This window comes from Streptomyces cynarae (genome assembly GCF_025642135.1).
Lineage (GTDB): Bacteria > Actinomycetota > Actinomycetes > Streptomycetales > Streptomycetaceae > Streptomyces > Streptomyces cynarae.
Genome location: NZ_CP106793.1, coordinates 4,002,602 through 4,018,097, shown reverse-complemented (window position 1 = coordinate 4,018,097; position 15,496 = coordinate 4,002,602). Strand labels below are relative to the sequence as shown.

At 71.6% G+C, this 15,496-nt stretch carries 15 protein-coding genes and 1 pseudogene; 8 read left to right on the top strand and 8 right to left on the bottom strand.

The features are described 5' to 3' along the window. Positions 1-234: 234 nt before the first annotated feature. Entirely contained in the window at positions 235-957 is a 723-nt protein-coding gene (locus N8I84_RS18390; protein ID WP_263230560.1) for an ABC transporter ATP-binding protein, read from the bottom strand. Positions 958-1,118: 161 nt separating this feature from the next. On the opposite strand from N8I84_RS18390, the gene N8I84_RS18385 reads away from it, so the two are divergent. Together N8I84_RS18385 and N8I84_RS18380 are read left to right on the top strand one after the other, a co-directional pair. After that, positions 1,119-2,273, top strand: a complete 1,155-nt coding sequence (locus tag N8I84_RS18385; RefSeq protein ID WP_263230559.1) for a sensor histidine kinase — start codon at positions 1,119-1,121, stop codon at positions 2,271-2,273. Then, positions 2,270-2,977 carry a response regulator gene (locus tag N8I84_RS18380; RefSeq protein WP_263230558.1) on the top strand — a complete coding sequence of 236 codons (708 nt, stop codon included), beginning with the start codon at positions 2,270-2,272 and terminating at the stop codon, positions 2,975-2,977. Before N8I84_RS18385 ends, N8I84_RS18380 begins: the two co-directional genes overlap by 4 nt. A 114-nt stretch (positions 2,978-3,091) precedes the next feature. Here the strand turns inward: N8I84_RS18380 and N8I84_RS18375 are convergent, their stop codons facing one another. Both N8I84_RS18375 and N8I84_RS18370 read right to left on the bottom strand, forming a co-directional pair. Next, positions 3,092-3,661: a GNAT family N-acetyltransferase gene (locus N8I84_RS18375; RefSeq protein WP_263230557.1), complete on the bottom strand. Its 570-nt coding sequence runs from the start codon at positions 3,659-3,661 to the stop codon at positions 3,092-3,094. 103 nt (positions 3,662-3,764) lie between these two features. Beyond that, positions 3,765-4,022, bottom strand: a complete 258-nt coding sequence (locus N8I84_RS18370; protein ID WP_263230556.1) for a hypothetical protein — start codon at positions 4,020-4,022, stop codon at positions 3,765-3,767. A 162-nt stretch (positions 4,023-4,184) separates the two neighbouring features. On the opposite strand from N8I84_RS18370, the gene N8I84_RS18365 reads away from it, so the two are divergent. Beyond that, on the top strand, positions 4,185-5,015 hold the full coding sequence (locus N8I84_RS18365; RefSeq protein WP_263230555.1) for a M55 family metallopeptidase: 831 nt from the start codon (positions 4,185-4,187) through the stop codon (positions 5,013-5,015). Between the two features lie 90 nt (positions 5,016-5,105). Here N8I84_RS18365 and N8I84_RS18360 read toward each other — a convergent pair whose 3' ends face one another. Beyond that, positions 5,106-6,116 (bottom strand): GlxA family transcriptional regulator, encoded by a 1,011-nt coding sequence (locus tag N8I84_RS18360; RefSeq protein WP_263230554.1) that lies wholly within the window; start codon positions 6,114-6,116, stop codon positions 5,106-5,108. Between the two features lie 72 nt (positions 6,117-6,188). On the opposite strand from N8I84_RS18360, the gene N8I84_RS18355 reads away from it, so the two are divergent. Continuing rightward, positions 6,189-7,493 carry an MFS transporter gene (locus tag N8I84_RS18355; protein WP_263230553.1) on the top strand — a complete coding sequence of 435 codons (1,305 nt, stop codon included), beginning with the start codon at positions 6,189-6,191 and terminating at the stop codon, positions 7,491-7,493. Between the two features lie 30 nt (positions 7,494-7,523). Here N8I84_RS18355 and N8I84_RS18350 read toward each other — a convergent pair whose 3' ends face one another. The 4 genes from N8I84_RS18350 to N8I84_RS18335 all read right to left on the bottom strand — a co-directional run bounded on the left by N8I84_RS18350 (position 7,524) and on the right by N8I84_RS18335 (position 12,884). Next, positions 7,524-8,129, bottom strand: a complete 606-nt coding sequence (locus N8I84_RS18350; RefSeq protein ID WP_263234802.1) for a flavin reductase family protein — start codon at positions 8,127-8,129, stop codon at positions 7,524-7,526. A gap of 77 nt (positions 8,130-8,206) precedes the next feature. After that, positions 8,207-9,037, bottom strand: coding sequence for an enoyl-CoA hydratase/isomerase family protein (locus N8I84_RS18345; RefSeq protein ID WP_263234801.1), 831 nt, complete (start codon positions 9,035-9,037; stop codon positions 8,207-8,209). A gap of 34 nt (positions 9,038-9,071) precedes the next feature. Continuing rightward, positions 9,072-11,297 (bottom strand): acetate--CoA ligase family protein, encoded by a 2,226-nt coding sequence (locus tag N8I84_RS18340; RefSeq protein WP_263230552.1) that lies wholly within the window; start codon positions 11,295-11,297, stop codon positions 9,072-9,074. 387 nt (positions 11,298-11,684) lie between these two features. Then, complete coding sequence (locus tag N8I84_RS18335; protein WP_263230551.1) at positions 11,685-12,884, bottom strand: flavin-containing monooxygenase; 1,200 nt, start codon at positions 12,882-12,884, stop codon at positions 11,685-11,687. 207 nt (positions 12,885-13,091) lie between these two features. On the opposite strand from N8I84_RS18335, the gene N8I84_RS18330 reads away from it, so the two are divergent. The 4 genes and pseudogenes from N8I84_RS18330 (at position 13,092) to N8I84_RS18315 (ending at position 15,494) form a co-directional block, all read left to right on the top strand. Beyond that, positions 13,092-13,544, top strand: a complete 453-nt coding sequence (locus tag N8I84_RS18330; RefSeq protein WP_263230550.1) for a DoxX family membrane protein — start codon at positions 13,092-13,094, stop codon at positions 13,542-13,544. After that, positions 13,541-13,939, top strand: a complete 399-nt coding sequence (locus tag N8I84_RS18325; protein ID WP_263230549.1) for a Zn-ribbon domain-containing OB-fold protein — start codon at positions 13,541-13,543, stop codon at positions 13,937-13,939. Before N8I84_RS18330 ends, N8I84_RS18325 begins: the two co-directional genes overlap by 4 nt. 32 nt (positions 13,940-13,971) lie before the next feature. Next, positions 13,972-14,586 carry a GNAT family N-acetyltransferase gene (locus tag N8I84_RS18320; protein ID WP_263230548.1) on the top strand — a complete coding sequence of 205 codons (615 nt, stop codon included), beginning with the start codon at positions 13,972-13,974 and terminating at the stop codon, positions 14,584-14,586. Between the two features lie 39 nt (positions 14,587-14,625). Beyond that, positions 14,626-15,494: pseudogene (locus tag N8I84_RS18315) on the top strand (GNAT family N-acetyltransferase). Positions 15,495-15,496: the final 2 nt, after the last annotated feature.

The window sequence follows — 15,496 nt, the reverse complement described above, 5'->3', positions numbered from 1 at the left end:
AAAGCCGGGACGTCGCGGCCAGTTGGCCGACGTCGGCGCCCGAGGTGTTCACGGTGACGACAACGTGGGCGCCGTTCTGTTTCGCGAACGCACGGTCGAACGCGCCATGGGCGCCTGCGAGCAGACCCAGGGCGACCGTCGAGGTTGCGGTGGCCGACAGCATGACCACGCCGATGATCAGGCCCTGCAGGCGGCGTCCGCGCAGGCCGCTCAGGGCCGCTCGGAGGACCGCGGTCATCGCTGGGCCCCCATGCCGGGCGCACCCGCGGAACCTGCCGGGTTGGCCGAGTCCGACCTGATCCGGCCGTCGGCGACAGAGATCACCCGGCTCGCGTACCTGGCGGCCAGCTCCGGGTTGTGGGTGACCAGGATCAGCGTCTGCCCCGTCGAGTTCAGATCCAGCAGCAGTGCGCCGATCTCCTCTCCGGCCCTGGTGTCCACCGCACCGGTCGGCTCGTCGGCGAGCAGCAGCGCGGGCCGGTTGATCAGGGCGCGGGCGATCGCCACACGCTGCCGCTCACCGCCGGACAGCCGCGCCGGGTAGGCGTCGCGGCGGTGGTTCAGCCGGAGCCTGTCCAGCAGCTCGTCGGCCCGCTGCCGCGCGGCGTCCGACCGGCCACCGGCGAGCTGGGCGGGCAGCAGGATGTTGTCCAAGACGGTCATGTCGTCGAGCAGGTTGAAGAACTGGAAGATCATGCCGACCTGGCGCCGCCGGTACTTGGCGGCGGTGGTCTCGTTCATCTTGTCCACGCGGTCCCGGCCGACCTGCACCGTGCCGGTGGTCGGCCGGTCCATCGCCGCAATCAAGTTGAGCAGCGTCGACTTGCCGCTCCCGGACGGGCCCATGATCGCGACCGCTTCGCCCTGCGCGATTGCCAGGTTCACTCCTGTCACCGCAGGCGTTGCGGCCCCGTTGTACTGCTTCGATACGTTCTGCAGGTGAACGAGCGTCTCCATGACCAGCACGATGGATCGCCGAGGCCGCTTCACGCGTCGCTCGCCATGGCCAAATCGCCTACCGTAATCGGCTGACCATGGGCCGCTGTCATCCCCTGGATGTAAGCAAGTACCCCTGCTGGATGATGCCCGGCGGTGGGGAGGCGGCGACAATGATTCCCATGGCGGCTCTTATGAAGGCGCTGCTCGCCTTCTTTCGGCAGGCCGAGCCTCGCACCGCCCCGTCCGGCTGGGGGATCGCGCTGGATGGAGCGATCGCGGTGGGGGCGGCCGCCGCCGCTGTGTTCGAAGCAGCACAGACCACCAGCCATGGGCCGGTTCTGGGCCTCGTGGCGCTGACCGCGCTGCCGCTCGCGCTGCGGCGGGTGTTCCCCATCTCCGCATGGCTGGTGGTCATCGCCGCCATCGTGGTCGTACAGCAGACGACGGTGCCGCCAGTGGCCCTCGGTGCGGCGGTGTTCGCCGCCTACAGCGCCATCGCCCACAGCAAGTACCGGAACCTGGCCATTGCCTGCGTGGTGGTCGTCACGCTGGCCGCCACCGCGTACTCCCCCCTGCCCAGGTTCCCCGGCCGGCTCACCGCGGTGCTGACCATCGCGCCCACGGTGATCGCCGGGCTCGGTATTCGCGAACTGCGGCGGAGGCTCAACGATTCCGCCGCGCGGCTACGGCGCGCCGCGGACGAGCAGGAGACCGCCACACTGCAGGCGATCGAGACCGAGCGGGCCCGGATCTCGGCCGAGCTGCACGACGTGGTGACGCACAATGTCAGCGTGATGGTGATCCAGACCGGCGCGGCACGCAAGATGCTGAACACCTCACCGGGCGAGGCCGAGGAGGCGCTGCTGGCCGCGGAGGCCAGCGGCCGGGTCGCCATGGCCGAGCTGCGGAACCTGCTGGGGCTGCTCAGCCCGGCGCAGCGGGACGGGGAGAGCGCCGCTCTGCACCCGCAACCGGGTCTGCACGAGTTGCCTGCCCTGATCGAGCGGGTGTCCGCCGCGGGGCTTCCGGTCAAGCTGGATGTCAGCGGCCCCCCTCGGCCGCTGCCACCGGGCGCGGACCTCGCCGCCTACCGGGTGGTTCAGGAAGCCTTGACGAACGTTCTGCGACATACCGCGAAGGCGGCCACCGCCGTGTCGATCCACTGGGGAGACGAACTCCTGATCACGGTCAGCGACAACGGCCCGGGCACCGGTGGCAACTGGGGCCGGGGGCTGCTCGGGCTGCGGGAGCGGCTGGCGCTGTACGGCGGAGAGTTCGAGGCGGGGCCGCGCGCGGAAGGCGGCTGGTGGGTGCGGGCGGTCCTGCCGACATGAAGGTCGTCATCGCCGATGATCAGGCGCTGGTCCGCGGCGGGTTCCGGCTGATCCTGCGGGAGGCGGGAATCGACGTCGTGGCGGAGGCGGCCGACGGAGCGGAGGCGGTCGCGGCCGTCGCCGAGCATCGGCCGGACGTGGCGCTGATGGACATCCGCATGCCCGAAGTGGACGGGATCGAGGCCACTCGCCGCATCCTGGCGGACGGCGCGGGCGGGCCCGACGGAGTGCGGATCATCATCCTGACCACGTTCGACCTGGACGAGTACGTCTACGAGGCCCTGGCCGCCGGGGCCAGCGGGTTCCTGCTCAAGGACATCTCCCCCGAGCAACTGGTCGCCTCGGTCCAGCTCGTCCGCGCCGGTGACGCGCTGCTGGCGCCGTCGATCACCCGCCGCCTGGTCCATCGCTACGCGGCGCGCCCCGGGGCGGTCCCGACCGCTGCGAGTGGCGCCCGGGCGAGAGGACGGGACCTGTCCGCTCTCACGCCGCGAGAGCACGAGGTGCTCGGCCTGGTCGCGCGTGGCCTGAGCAACGCCGAGATCGCCGCCTCGTTGACGCTCAGCGAGGCGACGGTGAAGACGCACGTGGCGCGACTCCTGACCAAGCTTCAGCTGCGCGACCGGGTCCAGGCGGTCGTCCTCGCATACGAGACCGGGATCGTACAACCGGACGCCCGGGCGTCGGGCCGTCCCGCACCGTAAATACCGCTGGATTCCGCAGCGATCGTAACCGCGCCTATTCCTGAGTTCGCCCCTTTGACGGGTTGCCCATGGCGGAGCCCTCAGCAGCAGTGCGAGGGTCGGTACCCGGCCGGGTCAGAGGTGGCGCGTCCGTACGTGGAGGTGACCGGCAAGGGGGTAGGCGGGTGGTGCCGCCGGTAGGAGCCTGGTCAGGGCGTACCGGCTCTTCTGCGCGACGCGGCATGACGCTGCGTTGTCCACTTGGTGCAGGAGTTCGAGGCGTGTCAGTTCCTCACCGGGGAAGGCGGTGAAGGCCCAGTCCGTCAGCGCCTGCAGTGCTCGGGGCGCCACTCCCCGGCCGCGCGCATGCGCCGCGGTCCAGTAGCCGACCTCGGCGGACGAAGTGCCCGGTGCGACGATCTTGAGGACCACGTGGCCCGCCAAGCGACCATCAGTCCCTGCGGTTTGGGATTCGATGACGGCAAATGCAAAGCGGTCTCCCCTCTCCCACCCCCATTGCTGGTCCTGAATCCACCGTGCCGCGCTCGCCTCGTCGTTCACGGCTGAGCTCGTCCATCGGCGCAGCGCGGCATCCCGATACAGCTCGACCAGGTCGGCAGCGTCCAACGGGCTCCAGGAACGCAGTATGAGAGCGGGGGTTGACGGTGTGGCGTCTGCCTTCAGTCGTGCAGCGATCTCGTCCATCGGCCGAGAGTATGTGGTCGCTGCGGCATTCAGCGCTAGGTGTGACTGTGCGGCTTGCGTCATCGGGCTGCCCGAATCCGCAGAGCTGTGACGGACCAGTCGATCACTGGGCGAGGCATTCCGGTGTCGGCCAGTCGTTGATCAGTGCGAGCAGCCGGAAGTACCGGTCCCTGTGCGGATCGCTCGGGGCTTGCAGACGGTGCAGCAGCCACCGCCGGTGCAGCTCGGCATCATCGCGGCGGCCGTGGGCCCGCGTGCAGTAGGCGGTGAGGGCCGCGACGACAGCATCGGCCTGGGGCGAATCCGGGCTGATGCCGTCCACAGCCGTCCTGGGTTCGATCTCCAACGCCAAGTCACCCAAGGCGAATTGCGTGCGGGCGGCCTGCGCGATCAGTTCCTTGGTCCAGTTGAGCTGACGAGCGCCCTGGTCCAGGCGGGAACTGGTTGATCGTGAGCTGGTGAAGGAACCAGAGCAAGAGCGGCGGGCGTCTCCTCAAATGATCAAGCTTGAGGAGACTGCGCAGTGCGGATCTACATCAGTGTGGACATGGAGGGCGTCACCGGGCTGGTGGATGCCGACGATGTCCAGCCCGGCGGCCGAGACTACGAGCGTGGACGGCTGATGATGGCCGAGGACGTCAACGCCGCCATCCGCGGCGCCGTCGCAGCGGGTGCCACCGAAATCACCGTCAATGACGCGCACGGCCCGATGCGCAACCTCCTGCCCGAGTCGCTGCACCCGGCGGCGCGCCTCATCCGGGGCAAGCCCAAGCAGATGCTCATGCTCGAAGGACTCGCTCCCGAGCACGACGCCGCGGTCTTCGTCGGCTACCACTCACGGGCCGGTGCGCTCGGCGTACTGAGCCACAGCTTCATGGGGCACGAGATCGAAGACATGTGGCTGGACGGCCGGGCTGTGGGTGAGATAGGTCTGGCCCATGCCACCGCGGCCGCCATCGGCGTGCCGGTGACGGTCCTCACCGGTGACGACTGTGCCTGCACAGAGATGACGGAATGGGACGCCTCGGTGACGACCGTGGCCGTGAAGTATGCGCGGGACCGGTTCACGGCAGATCTACGACCGGCGGAAGAAGCACGTGCGGCAATCGAGAATGCGGTCGCCGCCAGTCTCTCCGCACCGCCGAAGGTCCCAGTTGTCGCGGCGGCCCCGGCCACCCTCACGGTCCGGTGGCAGTCGGCTTCAGTGGCCTCGACGCTCCTGGGAATTCCAGGCGTCACCTTGGCAGATACCCGGACCGTCCAGGCGCAGGGAACTGTCCCCGGCCTCTATCGGCTGTTCGGCGTGTGGATGCGAGTGGCAGCGTCCCTGACCAACCAGCCCCCCTACTGCTGACCATCGCGAGCGACGGCCGGCCGGGAGATCGGGCCTTCGCCCGACGGTGGCCTCATGGCCAGGAACGGGCTGCCGCGGCTGCGGAACGCCCTAGGAGGTGACGACCGGGTCGGCGGCTCCCGTGCGGAAGGTCCGCCGGTACGTGGTGGGCGTGACGCCGAGGGCCGCCTGGAGGTGCTGGCGCATCGACTGGGCGGTGCCGAAACCGGCGTCCCGCGCCACCTGGTCCATCGACAGGTCGGTGGACTCCAGCAGATGGCGGGCCCGCTCGACGCGCTGCTGGGTGAGCCACTGGCCCGGGCTCATGCCGACCTCCTCGCGGAAACGGCGTGTGAAGGTGCGTACGGACATGGCTTCCTGCTCCGCCATGTCGCGCAGCTGGATCGGTTCGTGGAGGCGGCCGAGCGCCCAGGCGCGGGCGGTGGTGGTGGTCGCCAGCTGCGGCTCGGGTACCGGGCGGTGGATGTACTGCGCCTGGCCGCCGTCGCGGTGCGGCGGGACGACCGTGCGGCGGGCCACCTCGTTGGCGACGGCGCTGCCGTGGTCGCGGCGCACCATGTGCAGGCACAGGTCGATCCCGGCCGCGACGCCCGCGGAGGTCAGGATGTCGCCGTCGTCGATGAACAGGACGTCCGGATCGACCTTGATCCGGGGGAAGAGCCGCTGCAAGTGCGCGGCCTCGGCCCAGTGCGTGGTGGCGGGACGCCCGTCGAGAAGGCCGGCGGCTGCGAAGACGTAGACGCCGGTGCAGATGGAGGCGAGCCGGGTGCCGGGCCGGATACGGGCGAGCGCGGCGGCCAGCTCGTCGGTCAGCACCCCCTCGTCGAAGACCGGACCCATCTCGTAGGACGCCGGGACGATCACGGTGTCGGCGGTGGCCAGGGCCTCCGGGCCGTTCTCGACGTGGATGGAGAAGTCGGCGTCCGTCTCGACCGGGCCCGGTGGCCGGACCGAGCAGGTGACGACCTCGTACAGGTGCCGGCCCTCGGCGTCCTTGGGACGCCCGAAGATCCGGTGCGGGATGCCCAGTTCGAAGGGGAGCAGCCCGTCGAGGGCGAGGACGACGACGCGGTGCGGCCGGAACGTGGACTCACGGGTCATGGCCCGATCCTAACGAATGCTGTCCCTCGGGCCACTCGATGCGGAAGGCGCCCAAGCCGGAAGATCTATGACGTGACCCAGACAACCGCCACCGCACCCACTGTCGAGGAACCACAACCGACCCGGACGACCCGCATCCACCGCGCCTGGTTCGTCGCCGCCGTCACCTTCGTGACGATCATCGGCGCCGCGGCCTTCCGTTCGCTGCCGGGCCTGCTGATCGACCCGCTGCACCAGGAGTTCCACTGGTCGCGCGGCACGATCGGCGCGGCGGTGTCGATCAACCTCGCGCTGTACGGCCTGACCGCCCCCTTCGCCGCCGCCCTGATGGACCGCTTCGGCATCCGCAGGGTGGTCGCCGTGGCCCTCGTGGTGATCGCACTCGGCTCGGGCGCGACCGTGTGGATGACGGCGCCTTGGCAGCTCCTGCTGTGCTGGGGCCTGCTGGTGGGCCTGGGCTCCGGTTCGATGGCGCTGGCCTTCGCGGCGACGGTCACCAACCGCTGGTTCACCACGCGGCGCGGCCTGGTGAGCGGCATCCTCACCGCGGGCTCGGCCTCTGGGCAGCTGATCTTCCTGCCCCTGCTGTCCTGGATGGTGGAGCGCCACGGCTGGCGCCCGGCCGCGGTGACGGTGGCCCTCGCCGCCCTCGCGGTCGTCCCCTTCGTCTGGCTGCTGCTGCGCGACCACCCGGCGGACGCGGGTCAGAAGCCGTACGGCGCCGAGGAGTTCGTACCGAAGCCGGAACCCGCACGGGGCGCCGCCCGCCGCGCCGTCACCGTGCTGTTCTCGGCGGTGCGCACGGGCCCGTTCTGGCTGCTGGCCGGCACCTTCGCGATCTGCGGCGCCTCCACCAACGGCCTGATCCAGACCCACTTCGTCCCGGCGGCCCACGACCACGGCATGCCGATCACGGCGGCGGCCTCGCTGCTCGCGGTCGTCGGTGTCTTCGACGTGGTGGGCACGATCGCCTCCGGCTGGTTCACGGACCGCTTCGAGCCGCGCCGCCTGCTCGCCGTGTACTACGCCCTGCGCGGCACCTCGCTGCTGTTCCTGCCCATGCTGCTGGCCCCGTCCGTCCATCCGCCGATGATCTTCTTCATCGTCTTCTACGGCCTGGACTGGGTCGCCACGGTCCCGCCCACGCTGGCGCTGTGCCGGGAGCAGTACGGCGAGGACAGCGCCATCGTCTTCGGCTGGGTGCTGGCCTCCCACCAGGTCGGCGCGGCCCTGGTCGCCTTCCTCGGCGGCGTGGCACGGGACACCTTCGGCTCGTACGACGTGGTCTGGTACGCGGCCGGGGCGCTGTGCGCGGCGGCGGCCCTGATGGCCCTGGTGATCCGGCGCCGCCCGGCGGGAGCACCGGCACCGGCGTGACCCGGCCGGCGGTTCCTCCGGGGCATGGCCCTAGAGGAACCGCCCCTTGTGGAACAGCAGCGGCCTGTCGTCCCCGTCGCCGGTACCCAGGGCCTCCACCCGGCCCACCACGATGAGATGGTCGCCGCCGGTGTGCACGGCGTGGATCGCGCAGTCGATCCACGCCGTGGCGCCGATGAGGCGCGGGGCGCCGGAGAAGGGTGCCGCCTCGTGCCGGACCCCGGCGAACTTGTCCCCGCCGCTCACCGCGAAGCCTCGGCACAGCGCGGCCTGGTCGGCGGCGAGCACGTTCACGCAGAACACCCCGGCGCGGGCGATCCGCGGCCAGGTGCTCGAGGACCGGCCGACCATGAACACGACCAACGGCGGTTTCAGGGAAAGCGACGAGAACGACTGACAGGCGAAGCCGGCGGGGCTCACCTCACCGTCCGCCGCCGGCGCAGTGACAACGGTGACACCGGTGGCGAAGTTTCCCAGCACGCTCCGGAACTCGGCCGAGTCGACGGGCGCCCGCTCATCCTCCCGCACGGCCCGCAACTCCGGGCGCGGCAACGCTTCGACGGGCCCCGCGGCCGTGCGCGCCCCGATGGACCTGAGGTAACGGACGGCGGTGGCGGCCATCCCTGCGTGTCCCATCACGCCACCCATTGAAACTGACGGTACGTCAGAAGTGAAGTCGGAAGTGACATCGGAAGCGAAGGTCCGCACGGTCCTCAGCGGCCGTGGTAGCGGGGCTCCCGCCGTTCCACGAAACTCGCCACGCCCTCCCGGGCGTCCGTCGTCGTCATGTTGATCTCCTGGGCCGTGGCCTCGGCCGCGAAGGCGGTGGCGCGGTCGGTGTCCAGGGAGGCGTTGACCAGTTGCTTGGTGAGGGCCAGGGCGCGGGTGGGGCCGGCGGCCAGGCGGGCGGCCCACTCGCGGGCGGTCTTCTCCAGGGCGTGCCCCGGTACGACACGGTTGACCAAGCCCAGGCGTTCCGCCTCCGTGGCCGGCAGGGCTTCGCCGAAGAACATCAGTTCCTTCGCGCGTTGCGGGCCGACCAGCCGGGGCAGCAGATACGCCCCGCCGCCGTCCGGGACCAGGCCGCGGCGCACGAACACCTCGATGAACTTCGCCGACTCGGCCGCGAGGACCAGGTCGCAGGCGAGGGCGAGGTGGGCGCCGAGTCCGGCGGCGGTGCCGTTCACCGCGGCGATCACCGGCTTCTCGCAGTCGAGGACCGCGGAGATCAGCCGCTGGGCGCCCCGGCGGATGGTCCGTGCGACGTCACCGGCGATCCGCTCAGCGGACCCCGCCCCGCCGCGCAGGTCGGCGCCGGCACAGAATCCGCGTCCGGCGCCCGTGAGGACCACGACGCGCACGGCGGGGTCCGCGGAGGCGTCCTGAAGTTCTTGGATGAGGAGTTCGCGCAGGTGGGGGGTGATGGCGTTGAGGAAGTCGGGGCGGTTGAGGGTGAGGTGCGCGACGTGATTGTCAGTGGTGTGCAGTACCAATGACTCGACGGGATCTTCGGTGTCCACGGAGTCTTCGGGGGAGGACGTCATCATGTTCCGTTTCGTGAGTCGGCTGATCCGGGCCTCAGCGGCACACCGCCAGCGCGTCCAGCGCCACGGCTCCCTGCCCCCTGGGCAGCACCATCAGCGGATTGATGTCCAGCTCCGCGATCCGGTCCCCGAGTTCGAGCGCCATGCGCTGGACGCGGAGCACCACCTCGACGAGCGCGTCGAGGTCGGCCGCGGGGCGCCCGCGCACCCCGTCCAGCAGGGCCCGCCCGCGCAGCTCCAAGAGCATGTCCCGGGCCTGTTCCTCGCCGAAGGGCGGCACGCGCACGGCCGCGTCCCGCAGTACCTCGACCAGCACGCCGCCGAGTCCCACGGTCACCGTGGGCCCGAAGAGCCGGTCGTGCGAGACGCCGACGACCATCTCGACACCCCGCTCGACCATCTGGCACACGAGGACACCGTCGAGCTTGATCCCCTCGTAGCGCGCGATGTCGGTCAGCTCCCGGTAGGCCTCCCGGACCTGGCTGGCGGAGGTCAGCCCGATCTTCACAAGTCCCAGCTCTGTCTTGTGGGCGATCTGGGCGCCGGACGCCTTCATCACCACCGGGTAGCCCACGAGCCCCGCCGCGCGCACCGCCGCCGCCGCGCTGGTCACCAGCTGTTCGCGCGGTACGCGGATGCCGTACGCCCGCAGCAGCTGCTTCGCCGCGTGCTCGCTCAGCTGCTGCCCGGGCCGCATCAGGGCCTGCGCCTTACGGAAGGAGGGCGAGGGGGTGCGGGGTGCCTCGTCGAAGGGGGAGCGGTAGCCGCGCGCGAAGCGTCGGTGGTCGAGGTGGGCGCGGACGGCCGAGACGCAGTTCGCGACCGTGCGGAAGGTGACCACGCGCGAGGAGCCCAGCAGCGTCTCGCGGTAGGCGGCCTCCGTGCCGACCGGCGACCCCCACACCACGCACACCAGCTTGTCCGTGTGCTCCGCCGCGTCCACCAGGTCCCGCACCAGCTTGTCGCTCAGCGGAGGGAAGGGCCCGGTGATCGGGCAGATGAGCACGCCCACCTCCGGGTCGTCCAGGAGTGCGTCGATGATCTTCCGCCCGCGCTGGTCACCCACCGGGTGACCGCCGCTGTCGACGGGGTTGGCGACGCTCAGGTACTCGGGGATCCACTGGCGCAGCTCGGCCCGCTTGGCCTCGGACAGCACCGGCAGCCGCAGCCCCGCCCCGGCCGCCAGGTCCGCGACGTGCGCGCCCGTGCCGCCCGAGATCGAATAGACGACGACACCGTCGGCGCGCGGGGTGCGGGCCCGGGCCAACAGGGTGGCGGTGTCCTGGAGTTCGTCCAGCCCGTCCACGCGGATGACCCCGTACTGCCTCATCGCCGCGTCGATCACGTCGTCCGCGCCGGTCAGCTTGCCGGTGTGGGAGGCGGCGGTGCGGGCGCCGGCCTCGGTGCGGCCGACCTTGACCGCGACGACCGGCACACCGCGCCGGGCGGCCCGGTCGGCGGCCAGCAGGAAGGCGCGGCCGTCCTTCAGACCCTCGATGTAGCAGGCGATGGCGCCGACCTCGGGCTGCTCGACGAAGTAGGAGAGGAAGTCGGCGGTCTCCAGGTCGGCCTCGTTGCCGGTGGGGGCCCAGTGGGAGAGCCGTATGCCGAGCTCCTGCAGGGCGAAGACGGGCCGCCCCTGGTGTCCGGACTGGGTGATGAGCGCGATGGCCGGCCCGTCGAGGTCGTCCCGGAACCGCTCGAAGGCGTTGAGGTTGGTGTTCGGCCCGAGCAGCCGCACCCCGGCCCGCCGGGCTGCGGAGGCGAGCACCGTTTGGGCGGCGGCTCCCTCCTGGCCGGTCTCGGCGAATCCGGAGGCGAAGACGACGGCGAACTTCACCTTGGCCGCTCCCAGTTCCTCCAGCACGGGAAGCGGGTCGGAGACGAGGAGCACGGCGAGGTCGACCTGTTCGGGCAGGTCCGCGACGGAAGGAGAGCAGGGCATGCCGAAGACGGACTGACGGGTGGGATGCACGGGGTGCAGCCGGGCGCCGACCCGCTCGGCCCAGGCGAGCAGCTGCCGGGTGATGCCGGTGTGGGGGCGCCCCTCGGCGTCGGAGGCGCCGACGACGGCGACGGACTCGGGCCGGAAGAACCGGTCCAGGTCGGGCACGTCGGCATGCAGCGGCCGCCCGCTGACATCGAGGTCACCGGCGTCGGCGGCCCGGCCCCGCACCACGGGCGAAGGCGGTTCCCCGCAGGCGGCGACGCGGGCCCGGCGGGAGTCGGTGGTCAGGGTGCCGTGGGTCGATCCAAGCATCGCTCCGCCCGCTTCCGTGTGACGGCTCAGTAACTGACGCTCTGTCAGATTACTGAACCGGCGCGAGGTCAGGAAGAGATGGGGCGCGCGAGGACGCGGGAGGTTGCGGGAGGAGGTGCTCGGCGACGCGGGTGGCCGGGTCGGCGACCGCGGTGCCGAGTCACCGGGGCGGTCACCCGCAGTCGGTGGCCGGGTCGGGGACCGCCGTGCCCGACCCACCGGACCGGCAACCGTCGTGCCGGACACGCCGGGTCGGTCGCCGGTGGTCGGTCGACCGTGTCGGAGGCGCCGGGTCGGTCGCCGGTGGTCGGTCGACCGTGTCGGAGGCACCGGGTCGGTCGCCGGTCTCGGGTCGGCGGCCGTCGCGCCGGACCCGCCCGGTCGGTGTCAGCCTGCGGCGCGCGTCCGCTCCGCCTGGCGGGCGACGGCCTTCGCGATCTTCTGTGCGTCGATGGCCAGTTCGCGGAGCATGCCGCTGATCGGATTGGTGAAGCCGGTGAAGTACAGGCCGGGGGCGGTGCCCGGGGTGCGGGCGCCGTGGACGACCGGTCTGCCGCGGGCGTCGAGCACGCCGAGGTGCCCGACGAGGCCTTCCAGGGCGCGGACGTACCCGGTCGCGGCGATCACGGCGTCCGGCTCGATCCGGCTGTCGTCGGCGAGGACGACCTTGCCGCCCTCGAAACCCTCGACGGCCGCCACCACCTCGACCCGCCCCTTGCGCACGGCGTCGATGAGCCCGACGTCCTGCACGGGGATCGAGCCGTCCTTGACCCTGCTGTACAGCCCGGTGCCGGGCCGGGGCAGCCCGTACGCCGACAGGTCCGGCACGCTCAGCCGCGCCACCGGCCGGGCCAGCCGGTCGACGAGCCCCACCGGCAGCCGCCGTACGAGCACGCCCGTGTACTGGGTGGCCCACCCGGCGGTCGAGCGCCGCAGGATGTGGGGCGCCGTCCGTACCGACAACCGCACCCGCGAGGCGCCGCCCTCCGCCAGGTCGACGGCGATCTCGGCGCCGGTGTTGCCGGTACCGACGACGAGGACGTCGCGGCCGGCGTAGGGCTTCGCGTCGCGGTACTCGCCGGCGTGCAGGAGCTCGCCGGTGAAGGCGTCGCGGCCGGGCCAGTCGGGCACGCGCGGGGTGTGGTTGTAGCCGGTGGCGACGACGACCGCGCTGCCGGTCAGCTCACGGCCGCCGGTGGCGTGCAACAGCCAGCCGGTGCCGTCGGGGGCGGGGTCGATGCGGGAGACCTCGACGCCGGTGACGATCTCCAGCTGGTGGTGCTCGGCGTACTTCTCGAGGTAGCGCACCACGTTGTCGCGGGACACCCACCGCCCGAAGGACCGCGGCATCGGCAGCCCGGGCAGGGCGGACAGGCGCCGCGTGGTGTGCAGGTGCAGCCGGTCGTAGTGACGCCGCCAGGACGCTCCGACCCGGTCGGACTTCTCCAGTACGACGGCCCGTACGCCCCGGGCGCGCAACGCGTACGCGGCGGCGAGACCGCCCGGGCCGCCGCCTACGACGTACACCGGTCGGTCCTCGTGGGCGGGCACCACGGCACGCGGTGAAGCGGAAGACGAGTCGGCCATGAGCGGGAGCGTAACCACGCGCAGCGTTGATGGGTCTCGGTCAAGACCGGAATCGGTTGCGAATTGATCACGGCTGTAGGGGGAGTGGGTTGGCCCGGTGGCGCAGGCGGACCGGTTGTGGCGGAACGGTGGACCGCCCTCTTGCATGTGTGTCCTGCTTGAGCTGAACTGACATACCGTCAGATCTACTCGGCGGCAGGAGAGCCCATGGACACGATCTGGCTCAGCGGCGGGGAATGGCTCGCCGTGCTGCGTATCGGGCTCGGGCTGTGGTGGCTGGAGAGCTGGCGGCACAAGGACAAGAAGGCGTGGTTCCAGCGGGGCGCCGGGATCGCGTGGGCCGCGGGGATCGCAGCCGAGCACCGCTGGACGGCGGTGCGCAGCGGCTTCGACGCGGTGGTCGCGCCCCGGCCCAAGGCGATGGCGTACGTGGTGGCGTACGCGGAACTCGCGCTCGGGCTCGGGCTGGTCACCGGCTTCCTCACGCCGATCGCCCTGATCGGCGGGCTCGTGCTCAACGTCCTCTACTTCGTCCTCATGATCCACGACTGGGCCGAACAGGGGCAGAACTCGATGATGGCGCTGATCTCGGTGGTGGCGCTGTTCGGGATGTCGTGGCAGGCCTGGTCGGTGGACGGCGCGCTGGGGCTGTTCCGGTGAGCGGGCGCTTCGACGTCCCCGACGTGGACGCCTTCACGCGCCCCTACTGGGACGCGGCGGCGCGGGGACGGCTGCTGGTCCGCCGCTGCTCGGCCTGCGGGCGCGCCCACCACTACCCGCGCGAGTTCTGCCCGTTCTGCTGGAGCGACGACGTGGCCTGGGAGCCGGCGAGCGGCCGGGCGACCCTCTACACCTGGTCCGTCGTCCACCGGAACGACCTGCCGCCCTTCGACGGGCGCACACCGTACGTCGCCGCCGTGGTCGACCTCACGGAGGGGCCGCGGATGATGACCGAGGTGGTGGGGTGCGGACCGTCCGGGCTGCGGGTCGGCATGGCACTGGAGGTGGCCTTCAGGGAGGGCGTGCCCGTGTTCCGGCCGCGGGAAAACCGGTGATCGCGTCCGGCCCGGATTGATTGAATGGTCGGATGGCCGACATACGCGAGAGGTCCCTCAGCCGCCCCGTTCCCGAACCCCAGGGCCACGGCCTGCGGTTGAGTTTCTGGGACCCGGAGTCCGACGCCCACCTCGAGGCATGGTTCCGGGGGCTGACCGACCCGGATTTCACACAGTGGAACACTCCGCTGAAGATCGTGCGGAACAGGGCCGACGCGGCTGAGTCGCTGCGGTCGAAGGCGGAGGGCACGGCGAGGGGGAGCAGCGTGTCGTTCCGGATCGCGGACGCGGCGAGCGGTACGACACTGGGGCACATCGGCGTCAACGAGATCGACCGTGTCCTGAGCCTGGCCCGCGTCGGCTACTGGGTGCTCCCCGAGGCCCGTGGTCACGGCGTCGCGACCCGAGCGCTCGCGCTCGCCGCCCACTGGGCCCTCACCGACCTCGGCCTGCACCGCCTGGAACTGGGCCACGCCCTCGGCCACGAGGCGTCCTGCCGTATCGCCGAGCGGTGCGGCTTCCGGTACGAGGGGACGCTGCGCGACGCGATGTTCGCAGCCGGACGGCACGACGCGTTCCGGGACGTGCATCTGCACGCCAGGATCGCGAGCGACCCGGAGCCGCCGGGGCCCGGCCAGGAGGCGTAAATCGCATGCACGGCACGGTGGTTCACGAGATCGTGGCCCATGGCATCAGACGCGTACGACTGGCAGTTCACCGATGATCTCGAGGAGTTCCTCGACCGGGCCGGGGCGTTCCTGTTGTCCGAGCCCGCGCTGCACACCGTCCAGCTGACGGTCACCGACAGGCTCCGGACGGAAGGAACCGCCTCGTTCGGCGAGGAGGCGCCGTACTTCGGCCGACTCGTGGACGGCGACGGCGCCGTACGGGCCACCGTCTTCCGGACACCGCCCTACCCGCTCAACCTGACGCCGCTCACCGAGGGGGCCGCCGAGGCGCTGGCGGCACGGCTGGCCGAGGACGGACGAGCGGTGCCGTCCGTCATGGGGCCGGCGGATGCGGTAGCCGCGTTCGTCACCGCCTGGGCGCGCCGCACCGGTGCACCCGCCCGCCTCGGCATGCGTCAACGGCTCTACCGTCTCGGCACCCTCACCCCGCCCGACCCCGCGCCGTCCGGTCGCGCCCGCGTCGCCGGGGCGGACGACCACGAGCTGGTCGCGCGGTGGTACGCCGGGTTCGGCGCGGACGTCGGGGAGACGGTGCAGGATCCCGACCGATGGGCCGAGGGAAGGCTCGCACACGGTGGCGTGACGCTCTGGGAGCTCCCCGACGGTACGCCCGTCTCGATGGCGAGCGTCACCCCCGAGGTCGCCGGGCAGGTCCGCGTCGCCACCGTCTACACCCCGCCCCGTTGCGCGGCCGCGGCCACGCAGGCGCCGCCACCGCCGCGGTGAGCCGGGCCGCGCTGGACGCGGGCGCCAAGGAGGTGTTGCTCTTCACCGACCTAGCGAACCCCACGAGCAACGGCCTCTATCAGCGTCTCGGCTACCGGGCGGTGGCGGATTTCGCGGTGTACGAGTTCGGGGACGCGTGACG